A 17629-nucleotide genomic window follows, 5' to 3' on the forward strand; every position below is an offset into this window, starting at 1 on the left:
TATTATAGGCTGCCGTCTCTTTTTTGAACCGAGTCCCTGCTGTTATAAGTTGAATTTAGGTGTTTCGATAGAAAATATTTTTCTTTCTCTTTAACTCTAAACAAACTGTCTTTTCGTGCAAAGTGGGCCCGGCCTATCCGCTGCATTATTAATTCTGACAGACGTTGCTGCTGGCCAGCGTTGAGTAAAGCATTTACGCCAGCCTCCCGTTCACTGTTCAACAGCTGGAATTGCCGCTGTTTTTCATCTGGTTTCAGATCTTTCCGTTTTATCAGTGAAGCCATCTGGGCCTCGTTTGCTCGCATGGCCGTTGATACCTTGGCGGCGAGAGCGGGGGCAATATCGAGATCGCCCGCAAGTTTATGTATATAGTCCGTTGTATCAATAGTCCTGTTGGCTTGAGCATGCAATGCAGCGGAGGTCAGCAGAAATATGATCGTTACTAAAAATATCTTTTTCATGAATTGTGTGTTTTAATTAGATCGTGCCTAGAGAGATACGTATTCGTCATTATTATCAACAACATTGTAGGTGTAGTCGCTACTTTCGTAAATGAACCCCGAACCGGAATACGGATCCAGGTACTGACCATAACTGGAAAGCAAACGATGCCCTAATGATAGCGATGATTGCCCTGCAGATATCGTATAATTGGTGTTGCTGGAACCTGTAACAGTTCCATTGTATGCCGTCGTCTGAGTGGACCCCTCCGTAACGATCACGGTTATTGTTCGGTCCAGAACAAAAGGCACGCTACCGGCAGCATCAGAATACAATTTGATAGTAACATCTGCAAGCGAAGAACTCGCCTGTTCACCAGTATTCGGGTCGCTCCAGGAATCCCCGGTATAATTCGAATACTCAATCTTGGCATATAAAGTTAATGAAGAACAGGTTCCGTTTGCATTAGCATAATTTTGACCGTTTTGGTCAATTTCAATTTGTGCCAGTCCATTGGCGCCTTGCTGCGTTGATGCGACGTACCTTCCTGCAGGAACTGTGTAAGTTACAGAAGAGCCCCGGACGCCCTTGCCACAATTGTTTCGATTAAATGAGCCCGATTGAGCCTGATTACTTACAGTAGTGAAACAATTTCCCGCTTCACCGTTAAAGTTATAACAATAGGCTTGTATGATGTTTTTTCCATTATCCCGTATGTACTGTAACCTGTTAAATTCATCATAATTGTAATAAGTAACCTGGTTGTTATCATCATTTTTACTGGTCATACCAATCAACGGCTCATAAGTAGCGGTGGTCATTTTTGCACCGACAGGATACAATCTCAATTCATCTATATAACCATTGCCAGCGAGGGTTAGCGCATTAATACCTGTTAAAAGATGCTGATAGCAGTTCCATCCGTTTCTTGCAGCCAGCAGCGTTGGTGTGCCCTGGGTTCCTGATATGGCATATGAAACCGTATTTTTTGTCCAGTAGGTAAAATAATAAGAAGTTGATGGCGTTAAATTGCTTTTTGTAATCGATCCCTTAGCAAGGTCATACAACCTGGTCCCGGTTACTGAAGACAGATCGAAGACCGGGCTTGCGCTCAAGGTCCAGTTGCCGTATTCAGCGGATTCAAAGCTCGTATATGCCACATCATCCAGCTTCGCGTTTTCGATAGCTGCAATTTGATGATTGTTATTATAACCGTAAATATAGCTGTAAAGCTTCGCAGGCACCGTGCTCGTTTGTTCTTCCGTCAGGTTGACGTTCAGGTTGTATTTACTAAAATACCGGAAAGGCTTCAGGTGGCTATCGGATGTTTCTGTCTCTGCATTACCATTGTACACAACTTTATAAAGTACATATTCATTATCTGGCATTTAGAACTTTAATTTCTTCGGTGATTTGCGGACCAATGGAGAGAGGCCCATAGAACGTTTTTAGAAGCAGTCATCGGCTAGTATCGAGAAATTACTAAAACTGCCCAATCCTTAAAAAACTTTTGTCACCGGGATCCGCCATTTTCTTTTTTCTCAAGCACAATCGAATATTCTTTACAAAACTCCAACATCTGCGAAAAATCGAAATCATACGCCTAATCAAAATCTCTCACTACCCCCACAAAAAAAGCCCCAACCAAAGTTGAGGCTCTCTAAAAACAAGTTACTTATCCTATTTCTCCAACCAAACCCTTGCGTTTACAAATGCTTCCATCCATGGCGATACTTCGTCTTTACGCCCGGTTGGATAGTTAGCCCAGTGCCATTGGAAAAGAGAACGCTCAATGTGGGGCATCATCACCAGGTGACGGCCGGTCTTGTCGCACATCATGGCAGTGTTGTAGTCTGAGCCATTGGGGTTGGCGGGGTAGCTCTCATAGCCATATTTGGCTACGACGGTATATTGGTCTTCAGCATATGGTAACTGGAACCGTCCTTCGCCGTGCGAGATCCAAACGCCAAGCGTTGAACCGGCCAGCGTAGACAACATTACCGAATTATTTGGTTGTACGGTTAGCGAAGTAAAGCCGCTTTCGTGTTTATGGCTTTGGTTGTGCAGCATCTTCGGCTTTTCGGCGTGGTCAGGGTTGATCATGCCCAACTCAATAAACAGCTGGCAACCGTTACAAATACCCACAGAGAGCGTATCCTCGCGTTCAAAGAAGTTTTGAAGGGCTACGCGGGCCTTTTCGTTATACATGAAGGCACCAGCCCAGCCTTTGGCTGATCCCAATACATCCGAGTTAGAGAAGCCACCTACTGCTCCGATAAACCGGATGTCTTCCAGTGTTTCCCGGCCCGAGATCAGGTCAGTCATGTGGACATCCTTCACATCGAAACCGGCGAGGTACATCGCATTAGCTAACTCGCGCTCAGAGTTACTGCCTTTCTCGCGAATTACGGCTGCTTTTGGTCGTGGCTTGCCTTCATCTATAACCGGTTTCTTTCCGGTAAAGCCTGCCGGGAATTTATATTTTAAAACATGGTTCTTGTAATTATCAAAACGCTCCCTTGCTTTCTCCGGGCCACTTTGTTTCTGATCCAGCAGGTAAGAGGTCTTAGTCCACACATCCCTCAGGTGATCAATATCAAACGACCAGCTACCGTTAGCATTTTTCACTGTTAGCGTAGCTGCCGCTTCAACAGTCCCAATCTTGCAGAAAGCAACACCATTGCGTTCCAGCACCGCTTCGGCTGCTGCATCAGCCTGGAAAACAATTCCGATGTTTTCAGCAAACAGCGTTTCGATGATATCCTGGTCACCCAATGCAGAAAGGTCGATTGTTGCACCTAAATCGCGGTCAGCGAAGCAGAGTTCTAACAAGGTAGTGATTAAGCCGCCGCTGCCTATATCATGCCCGGCCTGGATTTGACCTGCTTTGATCAGTTGCTGCAAGGTGTTAAACGTATTTTTGAAAGCGTCAGCGTCTAATACGTCCGGTGTTTCGGAACCTATTTTATTTAAAATTTGAGCAAATGATGAACCGCCCAGTTTATAAGTATCGCCTGACAGGTTGATATAATAAATCGCGCCCCCGTTTTTTTGCAGCACAGGCTCTATCACCCCTGTAATATCGTCACAATGTCCGGCTGCCGAAATGATCACAGTACCAGGCGCAATCACCTCGCCATCCTTATATTTTTGCTTCATGGAAAGCGAATCCTTCCCTGTTGGGATATTGATACCCAGTTCAATTGCAAACTCAGAGCAGGCCTTTACAGCCGCATATAAACGGGCATCCTCTCCCTCATTTTTGCAAGCCCACATCCAATTGGCCGAAAGCGATACGCTCTGCAAGCCATCCTTCAACGGAGCCCATACAATATTAGAAAGCGATTCGGCAATGGCATTACGACTCCCTGATGCCGGGTCAATCAACGCCGAAAGCGGCGCATGACCTATTGAAGTAGCAATACCATCCTTGCCTTGATAATCCAGCGCCATTACACCGCAATTGTTCAGCGGCAATTGCAGGGGACCGGCACATTGCTGCTTCGCCACGCGGCCACCTACGCAACGGTCTACTTTGTTAACCAGCCAGTCTTTAGACGCTACTGCTTCCAGTTGTAGTACCTGAATGAGGTAAGCCTGTAATTGGGATACGTTATAGGTTACCGGGCTATACTTTCGTTCGATTGTCTTATCCTGCATCACCACCTTTGGTGAACTACCAAACATATCGTCCATTTTAAGGTCCATTGGCCTGGCACCGGTAGTGGCTGATTCAAAGGTAAAATGATGATCACCGGTCACTTCGCCCACCGTATACATCGGAGAGCGTTCGCGGTCAGCAATCTTTTGCAGGATTTCTATGTTTTCCTGCCCGATCACCAGCCCCATACGTTCCTGAGATTCGTTTCCGATAATTTCTTTCGCTGAAAGGGTTGGGTCGCCAACAGGCAGTTTATCCAGGTCTATCTTGCCTCCGGTTCCTTCTACCAGCTCCGAAAGGCAGTTTAAGTGACCGCCGGCACCATGATCGTGGATAGAAACAATCGGGTTGATATCACTTTCCACCATTCCACGGACCGCATTTGATACGCGCTTCTGCATTTCCGGGTTTGAGCGCTGGATAGCATTCAGCTCGATTCCCGAACCTAAAGCGCCAGTGTCTGCTGATGAAACGGCTGCACCTCCCATCCCGATACGGTAATTATCGCCACCTAAAATCACCACTTTATCACTTACCTCCGGGCTGTGTTTTTTGGCTTGCGATAGCTTGCCATAACCGATACCGCCTGCCTGCATAATTACCTTATCATAACCCAGCGTGCGTGACTCTTCCTCATGCTCGAAAGTGAGCAGCGAACCCGTGATCAGCGGCTGACCGAACTTGTTACCAAAATCAGATGCACCATTTGAGGCCTTAATCAAAATATCGACCGGTGATTGATAAAGCCATTTACGCTCGGTAACGCCATTTTCCCAGGGGCGGTCTGCTGCTAAGCGCGATAATGCTGTCATGTATACCGCTGTGCCCGCCAACGGAACAGACCCCTGGCCACCGGCCATCCTGTCCCTGATCTCACCACCCGACCCTGTAGCCGCACCGTTAAAAGGTTCAACAGTAGTAGGGAAGTTATGAGTTTCGGCTTTCAGGGAAATTACAGATTCAAAATCTTTGATCTCGTAGAATTCAGGTACATCGGGCCGTTTTGGTGCGAATTGCTGAACTACGGGCCCTTTTACAAAGGCTACGTTATCTTTATAAGCCGAGACAATCCCGTTCGGGTGGGCCTCAGACGTTTTGCGGATGAGCTTAAACAAAGAAACAGGTTGCTCCTGTCCATCAATCACAAAAGTTCCGTTAAAAATTTTGTGGCGACAGTGCTCCGAATTCACTTGAGAAAAACCAAATACTTCAGAGTCGGTCAGCTTACGACCTAATTTTTCAGAAAGGCCATTTAAATATTGAACCTCTTCGTCACTTAAAGAGAGTCCCTCCTGCTTGTTATATTGGGCGATATCTTCAATTTCCAGGATTGGTTCCGGCTTAATGTTAATCGTGAAGATCTCCTGATTAAGCGCTGAATATTTTTGAAACAGCATCGGGTCGAAAGCCGAAAAATCAGGATCAACCGCTGCAAATTCCTCGATGCGGATAATACCTTCAATGCCCATGTTCTGTGTAATTTCAACCGCGTTGGTACTCCATGGAGTAACCATCGCCGCCCGGGGACCAACAAAAAAACCGGTCACAATTGTATCCCGGTTTAACTCCGCGCCTGCAAAAAGCCAGCTTAGTTTTGAAATATCTGTCGGATGGAGCGTTTGATTATGTTGTACGGCAAACACCGTATTTGCTTTATTAAAGAAAAAGTAAATCATATCCTTGTTTCAAGGTGCAAAGTTAGCTTTTTTTTAAAAAACAGCCAACATTAAAGGAGAACTGCTTATGATTATAGCTTTACTAATTACCCATTATAGTGTTGAAAGTTATTAGTACTTCAATGAAATCGTGGAAGCAAAAAAAGTAATTATTGCTGTTCTCCTAAAGAAGTTTACTTTAAACTATTATGATTGTGCGTTTCTAAAATAAATATTGAAACTCTTTCTGAGCGACTTTTATTTTTGAAAGCACTTATGGCGAAACACTTGCATATTTTAATTCAGGCGTTTTATACAAAACAGCTACAAAATATCAACAAAAATCTCATGGCGCATTTTATGCAAATTCTGCGCAAATAAAAAAACAACTCGCCAGCCCCGATCTGGTTTCTATCCTTGAAAAAAGCATGAACACGGAAGTCCTCGACAAGTCTACCTTAAAAGAAATTTTTGAGATGCGGCTGGCGCTGGAGATCGGGATGGTCGATTTTGTCATTGAGCGGGTAAAGCCAGAAGACATTGCCGAGCTCCGAGCAATTGTTTCGGTAAAAATCTACCAGAAAATCCTTCCAATTGATATTAATTATTATCGATAACCTTCTTTTGTCTCCTAATTCCGACATTACACAAATTATTCAGTCCACTCTTTAAATAAAACCGCGAAATTTGTTCAAAAGTAAATCTCCAAATAAATGTTATCAGCACCTCGAAGCAGTGTACCCTTTGATTTGTTGACTTTATTAATTAAGTTTTTTCGTAGAATTTTGAAAATAGCTCTGGATTTTTGATTCCATAATCCTTTATGTCTGTTGTTAACGCTACCCAGTTATTTACAGTATATTCCTTATTTCCGGTTTTCTTTTCGCCAATAAAGCGAAATCTTACATGATCGCCAGACTCAATACCTTCAAAACTCGGGGCATTAGGCTTAATATTAAATTTAATACGATAGCCGTTCACCACTTCCACTACCGCGCTTTTCCATTTTCCATTCGGATATTTTGTTACGGAGGTGATTTGCCCATCGGTAAAACGCACTTTGTTGGCTTCAAACAAGAAAGCCGCTTTTGGAATTTGGTCGGCTTCTATAAGCTGGAATATTTTTTTACCATTAAAAACAATTGTCGCCGGCTGTATTTGCACAGGTTCTCCCTGCCCCATGGCAGCTGTAAATACTTTAACATTCAACACATCGCCAAGCTTAAATTTGTTTTGCAGCTGCTTTTCCTGACCGTAACTGGTACGCATATAAAAGATATAATTACTATTTTCCAATTTGATGCAACTTCCGTTTCCAGCAAGGCCAAAAGTGCCAAACCCAACTACTTTGTAAGGTAGTTCTTTACCCAATACGCGTTCAGTCTGTTCGGCTTTTTCCTTGAACTCATCTGTTTTTCTAAAATTCTCTGCTTTCTTCCGGGCTCTTTCATGCTCCAACTGTTGTTGCGGTGTACGTTTTATCTTCTGCCGAAATTTAATAGTATCTGATATAAAGAAAAAATAGTTATCAAATCCCGACAAATCCACACCAAGATCAGGGCGGGGCCCCTGTGTTGTAGAACCGGTGCCAAAAATAGCCAGCTTTTGGTCGTTAACCATTTGTTCGAGTTTATTTACATCCGCTTCGGAATATATCTTTTTACCCAGCACCAGGGCGGGCTTCTCATTCAGCGCAAGCTGAGAGCTCATACTTCCACCTCCCGGCATCTTGAAGAATACCTCATCATATTCGCTTCCGTCTTCATTTTTTAGCCTTAACCTCGAGTAAAATTTGCCTTGAGGAATAGCCGCTATTTCAAGCAGGTTTGCCTTTTCTATCGGTGTCATCGTTAAAATTGTTCCCCTTTTGGTAATAATCTCCACTACACCATCTTTTGCCTTTTTTCCATACCTGTCAACTCCGGATTTGCTAATGCTTGACGACGAAATACATCTGCCGCTAATGGTATAAAGAATGTCGTCTTTATACTCTTTTCCATCAATCTTCACAAGCGGATGCGGGCCAAGCAAACTGAGGTCACTAACAGCACTTATACGTCTACCTTTGGGGTCGGTTTTGCCTTTTATATTTGCAAAAGCCAGACAGCTTACAATTGCCAGCGGCAATAGTAGTACATAAATGATCTTTTTCATATTAGAAGAGGGTTGGTTAAATAACATGGCGATGCGCTTTTTAAGCGGAGCTTTACTAAAGCTGTTGTACAAAACATGGTTAGCAGATATAGACAGCCGAAGTAACAGGTTTGCATAAATGTTTTTACCGGCACTATTTGCGGCAATAAGGTCAACTTCAAACTCGTGATTTTCTTCAATAGAGCGGATGTAGCAATACACGAAAGGATTAAACCAAAGTACTACCTGCGCAATCCGGGCTACCATCCTATCAGCCGAGTGTAGTAACCTGATATGTAGCAGCTCGTGAGCTAATACCTGTTTTACCTCTTCAGGTTCAAGTTCATCATCGTTCAAAAATATAACATTGGCAAATGAACTATTGGATAGGCGGTTGGCGCTTTTTATCACCTTAATATGCCCCATTTGTAAAAGCTGCTGACCTTTACTGCGACGCCAAAAAATCACAAGAGTAGTTAGCAGGTGCAGAAAAAAAATGATAGCAGCCACATAATAAATATTGGTAAACAATGGCATCCAGCTAAACGGCGCTGTTTCTGTTACTGCAGGAGTTGTTGCTTGTACTTGCAGAGGCTGCCCCATATAATACTGGTAAATTACAGGTTGCTTAATCATCATTTGCGGTACCGAGCTCACAGGAATGGTAATTAGGGGGATACCAAAACTTGCCATAAGCGTAAGCAGCAGATACCAGCGGTTAAGGCTGAAAAAGGTAAGCCTGCGCAAACAAGCAAAATATAACAGATAAAAAACGGCTGTACATGCCGATACTTGTAGTAAATACGTGAGCATGTTCATAGTTGTTGGTTTTTATTGATAATGTCCTGGATTTTTTTGATATCATCGGCACTAAGATTTTCCTCTTTGGCCATAAAAGACAGCAAGCTGGTTGGAGAGTCATCAAAATAACCCGTCAACATTTTTTTGAACGTTACTTTACGATATTCTGATTTTGATATCAGTGCAAAGTACTCATAGGTTTTGCCATAGGCCTTGTAACCAACGTAGGCTTTTTTTTCCAACAACCTGACAACAGATGATATGGTATTATAAGGAGGTTTTGGATCATCGGGCAGGGCGTCGATAATATCTTTCACGAAAGCTGTTTTTAGCTTCCATATTACCTGCATAACCCGTTCTTCTGTCTTAGTTAATTCTTCCATATCCAAATCTAAAACTAAATTTTAAGTTATACAACTGTTTTTTCAGTTTTATAATTTATTTTTCAGTTTCAAATCGAAATTAATATCCTCGTATTGACAGATAACTGATATAATTAACGGGGTTTGTTAGCTACAACAGAACCAAGGTCCGATATGCTTCCTGCTTATTTAACCGAAATGCCCCCCTTTATCCCGTAAACACCCAAGTGTACTATAATAGAAATCACTTTATTTAGTGCTGTCAGTTTGCGATAGCCTTAAGTTTTTCGATTGAGATTTCCGTCTTTGGATCGAACGCACTACCACGCATATAATTTATCAAACTATATCTGAGCTGGCGGCTCGATGGTCTTTTGTCTGTTTCTGAAACCAGGTCGATACCCGAAACTATCAGTTGTCCGTTTCCAACCTTTGCTTCAAAAATTAACCCGAGCGACCTTGCAGTCACCCAATCATCTATTACCCTTACGATCGGTTTTAAACCGGATTTTACCTTATCAAGTTCAATAGCATTTGAATGGACAATCCCGTCCCACCACTGCCAGTTTGAGTAAGATTGTGTTGGAAAATCCCGGAAAGCCGGGTGCGCAGGATCACACATGATGCCCAGCGTATGTGGCGCCTGCCCCCCAGTCCACGCGGTATTCCAAAATATGGACGAAAAACCGATTTGAACTTCCCCGCCAAATTCATTTTTTAAACTTCCCTTTTTCAATGACCACAGAACTTTACCCCCATGTAAGAGCACGTCCTCGGCTTTTTCATCCAGTGTTTGGGTCACAAGAATATCCTGCTGATCTATTTTTTTCAAGCGTGGATATACAAAAAATTCCCAGGTATTTCTATAACCGGCAACATTAACCTCTAAGGTCAATTTACACGGTTTCGTAATTCCGGAAAGGCTCTGGCTGATCTCACCAATTTTTATCCCATTACCGTTTGGCAGGTCTTTATCCGGAAATGTCCCCTGAAACGTCGATTTTCCGTCCGAACTTAAAATTCGCCATTTAAGGGCCGGTTTACTGATAACACTTTCAGAAAATTGCGCCACCTCAACCGGGATCTTCAAGGTTTCATTATTTTCCCAGATCATTTTGCTAAACCTCGCAAGTGGGACTACTGAATTACAGAACTGCCGATATTCGTCTGCATTGATATAACCTTTCGGTTCCCAAAACGCGTTAACTACACCAACCAATGCCGTACCCTGGCCAGGAAAATCATTTAACCCCAGTAATTGAAAACCACCAAATCCAGGGGTTCGCAGCGCGGCCTCGATGTCGGCTTTATAGCAAAGCGACTGCAGCTTTCCTGAATTATATAAAAACTCCTTTGCATATTGCTCCAGTCCGTTTTGTTGCAATTGATCCTGAAATATCTCAAAATTTTTCGCCCGGAGAACGCCTTTATATTTTTGAATCTCCGAAAAATCCGGGTAAACGCACCATTGACCAATTTCATGGCTCACTGTCGGATGATTCCATTTTGCGATGACCGCATGCCAATCGTAGTCAGTGCTGGGAGGTTGTGCATTGATAATACTTTTAAGGCCACTCCCCCAGGCTTGTATGCGAGGGTCGGGTGAACTGTTGTAGTCAGCATCCGGAATTATAGGCCAACCTGCACCGGTGGTATAAAGGCGACGAGAGTCTTTACCTTTCCAGTATTTCACAAAGTCGGTAAGGAACTGCGTAAATTTTGGCCCATCAGGCTCATTTCCGTATAACAGCATACAAAATGAGGGGTGATTGCCGAACGCTTTTACAATCCTTTCACTTTCCTGATAGATAAATTTATCTAAAGGTTTACCATCTCCGATTGTCGCTCCCTGGTTTGCCCAGGAGGAGCATTCAATCTGAAGATACAAACCTGCCTGGTCTGCTGCAGTAAAAGCAGCTTCTGGGGGGCACCAGGAGTGGAAGCGAATATGATTGAGTCCGAAAGATTTGCACTGTCTAAAAATTTTCGACCATGTAACAACGTCTGTCGGCGGATAACCTGTAATCGGATACGCAGCACAGTCCAACGTTCCCCGAAGGAAAGTAAGTCGCCCGTTGATTGTAAACTGTGTATTGTTTGTGGCAAACTCCCGCATTCCGAATATAATTTCCCGTGAATCAACGGTCGAACCTTTTGAGGAAAGCAACACACGCAGACGGTAAAGGTTCGGGTGAAACTCATCCCAGAGTTTTACATTCCTACCAATCAAAATATTCATTCCCGCATGAACTATAGCACTGTCATATTTAAGATCGAGATTCTTACGTGCTACCATTCTTCCTTCGTTATCATAAACTTCGCAGGCAACCCTTAAACGCGCCGATTTACTTCCGTTGACGACATTTAGTTTTAACGCTGCTAATTGCTGCCTAATGTCGGGAAAAACCTGAACATCTTCCAGATAGGTTTTATGCAGCGCCTGTAGGACAATTTTACCGGCGATCCCATTCCAATTACCTTGCGTATGATCTGATATGCTATGAGAATTCTGCCCGACATCAACCTGTTTGGCACCGTTATCTACCCGTATTGTTATGCGATGTTTCCCGGGTTTGACCGACCCAAGATTGAATATATCAGGTGTACCGAGGCTGTTAAATTCGCCTATATACTTATTGTCGATCCAAACATTCGTATACCAATGACTCCGCTCAAGAAAGAGCCTTATTGTATTACCAGCCCAATCAGCGGGAATAAATATTTCCTTTTGGTACCAGGCAGGGCCTTTGTAATATTTTACCGGCTGAAGCCAAAACGGCACTTTCACATGGCCTGGAGCACGATATTTTTTGTATTCAGGTTTATAAAACCATCCCGAATCGATGATACTGCCTGTCCACGGGGTGGTAGTTGAAATATCCTTGCCTTTACCGTTAGTTGTCATAGATCCCGGCAAGCTGATTATATCCTTCAATGATCTGCTATACCATTTTTCCGTGATACCCACGTTAAGAGAATCAATCTCAAATGCCCATTTGCCCGCCAGCGATATTGTATTAAAATTATTACTTAAGCTACGGTGATCAATGCCTTGGTTTTGTGCCAACGAACATAGTACAGACGTTAATAAAAACAGAAACAAGAGGGCGTATTTTATTCTAATCATGGCAATAGAAAATTAACCCAAATAATCAAGCAATTAACAGATACTTATATAACTTCTATATAAACAATCCGAGCATGTTTAATCACTGAAGATTTTATTAGGTTTAACAGATTTACAATGCAACTGGTTAAAGCATTTAAACCGCAGGTGAATTACCCCACCAACACAGATAAATGATTTGGGTAAAATAATTGAAGAAAGTGGATTTAAAAATGGACGATTAGCATAAAAAGATGGATTTTTCTATCTATATACTCAAATAAAGTATAGATGACATCCCTATCGTGTAAATTGCAATTTAATCCATTTTGATTTTCCGTAAAACCATTCTACCAAATCGAGCCCGTTATGAAAATCAGAAACCGTTATATCTTAAAACTTCATCCCCTGATTAGGCAGAATCAATAGCAAAATTCAGTTTCAATTCGTTAAGAGCCTAAACCCCAATCATTTTTTTTAACATAAATTTATGTTTGGTACCTTGATCTGCGAACTCTCAAGTTTTACGAGTAAAATCCCCAGCAGTTAAGTGAATTAAAAAAAATAAAAAATTGATTTACAGATCAATATAATATTTAATTATCAAATACACTTATCAAAATAAAAGCCTAAATAAGTTGATATTTTAAGTTGTTGGCGACAAACAACAACAGCTTTTGACATTTCCATAAGACACAGCACAAATACACCATTATCTGTTTTTCGATTCACCCAAAAACAAGAGCAGCAAAATCAACTATAAAATACTATCGGATTGCTTTATTCCTATGACTGCTCAATCAAAGTCAGCCTTGCTTAGTATTCGCCTGGGGCTTCTTCAGCGATTTCATGAACTGCAAGGGTGACTCGCCGTATTCTTTTTTAAAAGCCCTTGAAAAGTTCGAATTACTTTGAAGACCGATCCTGTCTGCAACCTCGTTCATGGATACATCCTCATGAGTCATGATATGAATAGCGCGCTTGAGCCTCACAGTGCGGATGAACTCACCGACCGATTGATCAGAAATCCCCTTGATTTTTTGATAAAGCTTGGTACGGCTGATGAATAAATGCCTGCACAAAAAGTCAACGTCAAGGTTCAAATCCTGTATATTATCTTCTATGACGTTGATTAGCTTTTGAAAAAACGCTTTATCTTTTTCAGAGTTTACAAGTTCGGTGGCTTCAGACAGGTAGTTTTTGGCGTAGCGTTGTTTTAGCTTTTCGGCCTGCTCAAATATATTGGCCACCGTCAGTAGCAACAGGTCGATACTTAACGGCTTGGCAAAATAAAAATCGGCGCCAGACTCCATGCCTTCAATTTTGGTATCCAGTGCATCCTTTGCTGATAAAATGATAAAGGGGATGTGGCTGGTTTCAAACTGTTCTTTAAGCAGTTTGCAAAGTTCTATTCCATCCATACCGGGCATCATAACATCGCTGATGATCAGGTCTGGCATTTGTCTGGTGGCCAGCTCAAAACCCTGCCTTCCATCTTCGGCTTCCTGAACCAGATAATATTTTTCAAATGCCTGCTTCAAAAATGCCCGCAATTCGTTATTGTCTTCAACCAATAACAGGATCTTGCTGCTTTTTTCCGGCAAATGGTTTTCTGTTGGTTCATTTTCGGGCAGGTGAGTTGGCATAGCATTATCAATAACTTCCAGCTGCACTTCAACAGCGCCACCTGTTGCCCTTTCTGAGGTTTCATAATTTTCGTCCCCCCATGGTATGCCAATGATAATCTCCGTTCCTTTATATCGTTCGCTGTAAACGTAAATATCACCTTTGTGTAGCTGAGTCAGGCTTTTCACCAGTGCCAGCCCAACACCCGAACCCAAATGATTTTTGCTGATACGGTAATATCTGTCAAAAATGCGGGTAATAGATTCGCCGGAAATGCCTATTCCTGTATCGGCGACCCTGAAATAGGCATATTTTTTTGCACGGTGATCTTTATTTAAAAGCTCAAAACCAGTGTTAAAAGACGGCTTAAACTGATTAATATCAAAAAATAATTCAAAGATAACTCTCCCTCCCGCATTAGTATATTTAAATGCGTTGTTCAGTAAATTAAACAGAATCTTTTCAAGAACCTGAACATCAAACGGGGCGTAGCCTGCCCCGGCAACCTGATTTTCTATATGGGCGTTAACTTCAAAAACAATATTTTTATTAATAGCAAGGTTTTGGAATTCCCAGGTCAGGTCTTTACAAAACTGACCGATCATCAATGGTTGTACCTGTAGTTTAACAATACTGTCCGCAACTTTTTTAAAGTTCATCAGTTCACTGATCAGGTTCATTAACCGCTTGGCGTTACGGTACATCAATTGGTATGAATAATCGAGCGCAGAATTCTTATTCTGCCCGATAAGGCTTTCAAGTGGCCCAAGTATTAATGTCAGTGGCGTACGAAATTCATGCGAAACATTGGTAAAAAACATCAACTGCTGCTGGTAAAGTTCTTCCCGTTGCTGATGCATTTCTTCACGTTTATTTTCATTAACGGCGCGCACCTCCATTTCCCGTTTAAGACGATACCATCTGGCCTGATAAATATAAATACCTGCTAAGCCCGACAGGAACAGTACAGCATAAATCAATTTGGCAAAACCCGACTTCCACCACGGCGGCGTTACCGTAATAATCATTTCGGCTTTATATGTGCTCCAAATACCATCGTTATTTGTGGCTTCAACCACAAATTTATAACTGGCATAATCAAGATTGCTGTAGGCTGCCGCCGGGTTTTTACCATCAGTAAACTTCCAGTCCTTATCAAACCCGTTAAGCTTATAGCGATATTTGCATTTTAAAGGATTTGCAAAGTGCATGGATGAAAACGCGATCTGGAAATTATTTTGCAGGTAATTGAGCCTTAGTTTATTGCAGTAACCAATAGCCTGCGGAATAACGTTTTTTTCCGAATCGGGATTTGCATACACCGGCCGCTGATTATTAATCAGGATATCTGTAAAAGTTGGCCGCGCGGCTATACTGTTTGCTTTGATCTGTTCGGGATAAAAATAATTAAGCCCCTTTATCCCGCCGAAATACAGACGCCCGTCCTCTCCTTTGTAAGATGCTCCTACTTTGAAACTGTTACCCTGAAGGCCATCGTTTTTATCATAACGAATCAGTTTGCCGGTTACCGGATTAAAACATTCCAAACCGTTGCCGCCCATCCATATATTTCCGGCATTATCCACCTCCAGGCTTTCAACATCATTAAAAATCCCATAATTGCCTGCATAAGTAGTTATAGCATATGAGTCGTTTTTCTCGCGCAATACTAATTTATTCAAGCCACCTCCAATGGTGCCCACCCAATAAGTGCTGTCATTTTGTTTGTCTATAGGATAAGTATAATCCGAACTTAATGAGTTTGGTTTTGAGGATGAAGCATTATAGGAAAAGCTTTCGATAATATTTCCATTCCGGTCAACGATCATCCGTTTCAGACCATGAATACTGGACACCAATAGTTGTGGCCGGTTCTTATCAGCATAAATAAAATAACCTTCACCGTAATATTTAATCCGGTAGCAGTTTTGGGCGTCTTTCCAAATTACGCCCAAATGATCCTGATGATTACCAAACCATATATTACCATAATAGTCCCTGGCAAGGCAATCCACAACATGTGTAGGAAAAAGCTCAGACCCGGCCGGCTTCCACAAGGTTCCGTCCGGCTTCAGAATATCAATTCCGCCGGAACTGCCTATCCACAGATTCCGATGATCATCAAACAATAACGCGGTCACGGCATCGCTTTTTATCCTGACCGGCGAATTGTAGGTGTTATAATAGTTAAACTTTTGTGTTTTTAAACTGTACCGGTTCAATCCATTGGCGGTGGTACCTATCCAAATATCATCACCATAGGCCAATACAGATCTGATATGGTTCCCGGCCAGGGTGTTAGCTATTTCCGCATTATGTTGAAGGGTGTAAAAAAGCTTCTCGTTTAAATCACAATAGTTAACACCACCGCCAAACGTACAGATCCACAGACAATCTGTACGGTCAATAAAAATTTTACTCAAGGAGTTTGAATTTAAGCCATGAGCTGAATTTTTATCATTAACCATCTGAATAAACCTGAGCTGGCTGTCAAGTCGCAGTACCGCATTAGGTACATGGATCCAATAGTCGCCACGACTGCTCCGTACAACTCCTTTTATATCTGAATAACCGGGACAGGTAAACCGGCTACCCGCTGTAAGTATGCCACCTTTTTTATTGACCAGGAATAACGTGTTCTTTGCTGTAACTGTCAGGTTATTCCGGTCGTCGACAAACACATGTGAAAGCTCTTGAGTGGCAAGACCTTTAATATCCGCTTTATTCAACATAAACTTTTTATCAAACGTCCAGATTCCCATATTACCCGATAAATAAAGGGTTCCATATTTATCGGTTGTCATATCTGTAAAACGGATACCTGCAGGCATGCTTAGCTTTTGTGCTTCAATAGTATTTCCCTTAACCCTGAATAATTTAAACTGGCTCCCTGTAAAAACATACAACAAATCGCCTGATGGTTTGATTACCTTTTCAAAGCCGGTTCGCGAACCGGTGTTTTCTGAAAAATCGGTATATTTTTCCTGTCGGGTATTAAAACATTGCAGTCCACCTTCCGTGCCTATCCAAATATTGTCCTGGTCATCCGGATAAAGCGAAATCACCCTGTTTTTAAAGGCATTATTGAGCGGAACATTACTGTTGTAAAACTTTTTAACCGAGTATCCATCATACCTGTCCAACCCAAAAAAGGTGGCCACCCATATGTAACCCCGTTTATCCTGCACAATGTAATTGGCATCCGTATGAGACAAACCTTCATCCACGGTTAGATAATTGAATTTATAAGGATAAGGCTGGGCACCGGCAACAGATATAGCTATACAATAAAAAAGGGCAAAGAAGTATAGCGCTTTGACGTTAAGGCGTTTATTTACCCAGAAGAGGTTTTGGATGCTCATTTATATTGCTGCCGGTTTGGGATTTAAAAATACTGTAAGAATATCAATCCGGTAAAATTAATGACGGATACTACAAACAGCTGATATCAGTGCTAAAATTGGTCTGCCACATCATACAGGAAATAAGCTATAAAAGCATTCGTTTGACGTTGCACGATACAATAAAACAAAATTGAATTTTATACACCGGATAATTTAATATTCCCCATTCAAAAAGCACAATTTGCTAATAAAAATGTACGATTTGACAATTGACTTTTTTTGACATATCTGCCCGATAGTTCCCATCTCATTATAACCTGCAAAATCTTCGTTTTTTCGCCATTTCAAACAGCATCCTATCTATTAGCCCTAACGCTGCCCAACTACAATCAAATGCACTTTGCGGCAATAAATATGCACGATTTGGCAACCTCCCGCCCTCATTAAACAGGTTATTTGTTCCCGCCAATTATTGTAACAAATCTATTAGCGGTACTGCT

The 17629-nt window shown here is 42.1% G+C and carries 8 protein-coding genes; 1 reads left to right on the forward strand and 7 read right to left on the reverse strand.

Annotated elements, in window-relative coordinates; all coding sequences use genetic code 11:
* Positions 1–2: 2 nt before the first annotated feature.
* From EAH55_RS25655 to purL, 3 genes are all read right to left on the reverse strand, one after another.
* On the reverse strand, positions 3–461 hold the full coding sequence (locus EAH55_RS25655) for a hypothetical protein (RefSeq protein ID WP_121812162.1): 459 nt from the start codon (positions 459–461) through the stop codon (positions 3–5).
* A gap of 27 nt (positions 462–488) precedes the next feature.
* Positions 489–1829, reverse strand: a complete 1341-nt coding sequence (locus EAH55_RS25660; RefSeq protein ID WP_121812163.1) for a DUF5977 domain-containing protein — start codon at positions 1827–1829, stop codon at positions 489–491.
* A gap of 292 nt (positions 1830–2121) precedes the next feature.
* The gene (purL, locus tag EAH55_RS25665) at positions 2122–5778 is read right to left on the reverse strand and encodes a phosphoribosylformylglycinamidine synthase (protein WP_121812164.1); all 3657 of its coding nucleotides are present in this window, start codon (positions 5776–5778) and stop codon (positions 2122–2124) included.
* A 407-nt stretch (positions 5779–6185) separates the two neighbouring features.
* Between purL and EAH55_RS25670 the strand changes: the two genes are divergently transcribed.
* A complete protein-coding gene (locus EAH55_RS25670) occupies positions 6186–6374 on the forward strand; it encodes an FCD domain-containing protein (RefSeq protein WP_208644938.1) in 189 nt (62 codons plus the stop codon).
* 148 nt (positions 6375–6522) lie between these two features.
* Here the strand turns inward: EAH55_RS25670 and EAH55_RS25675 are convergent, their stop codons facing one another.
* From EAH55_RS25675 to EAH55_RS25690, 4 genes are all read right to left on the reverse strand, one after another.
* Positions 6523–8709 carry a M56 family metallopeptidase gene (locus EAH55_RS25675; protein ID WP_121812165.1) on the reverse strand — a complete coding sequence of 729 codons (2187 nt, stop codon included), beginning with the start codon at positions 8707–8709 and terminating at the stop codon, positions 6523–6525.
* Complete coding sequence (locus EAH55_RS25680; RefSeq protein ID WP_121812166.1) at positions 8706–9074, reverse strand: BlaI/MecI/CopY family transcriptional regulator; 369 nt, start codon at positions 9072–9074, stop codon at positions 8706–8708. Before EAH55_RS25680 ends, EAH55_RS25675 begins: the two co-directional genes overlap by 4 nt.
* Before the next feature lie 241 nt (positions 9075–9315).
* Positions 9316–12180: a sugar-binding domain-containing protein gene (locus EAH55_RS25685; protein WP_121812167.1), complete on the reverse strand. Its 2865-nt coding sequence runs from the start codon at positions 12178–12180 to the stop codon at positions 9316–9318.
* A 785-nt stretch (positions 12181–12965) separates the two neighbouring features.
* Positions 12966–17147, reverse strand: a complete 4182-nt coding sequence (locus EAH55_RS25690; protein WP_121812168.1) for a response regulator — start codon at positions 17145–17147, stop codon at positions 12966–12968.
* Between the last annotated feature and the right edge of the window lie 482 nt (positions 17148–17629).

Origin of the sequence: Mucilaginibacter kameinonensis (genome assembly GCF_003675385.1) — a bacterium.
In the GTDB taxonomy this organism is placed as follows: domain Bacteria; phylum Bacteroidota; class Bacteroidia; order Sphingobacteriales; family Sphingobacteriaceae; genus Mucilaginibacter; species Mucilaginibacter kameinonensis.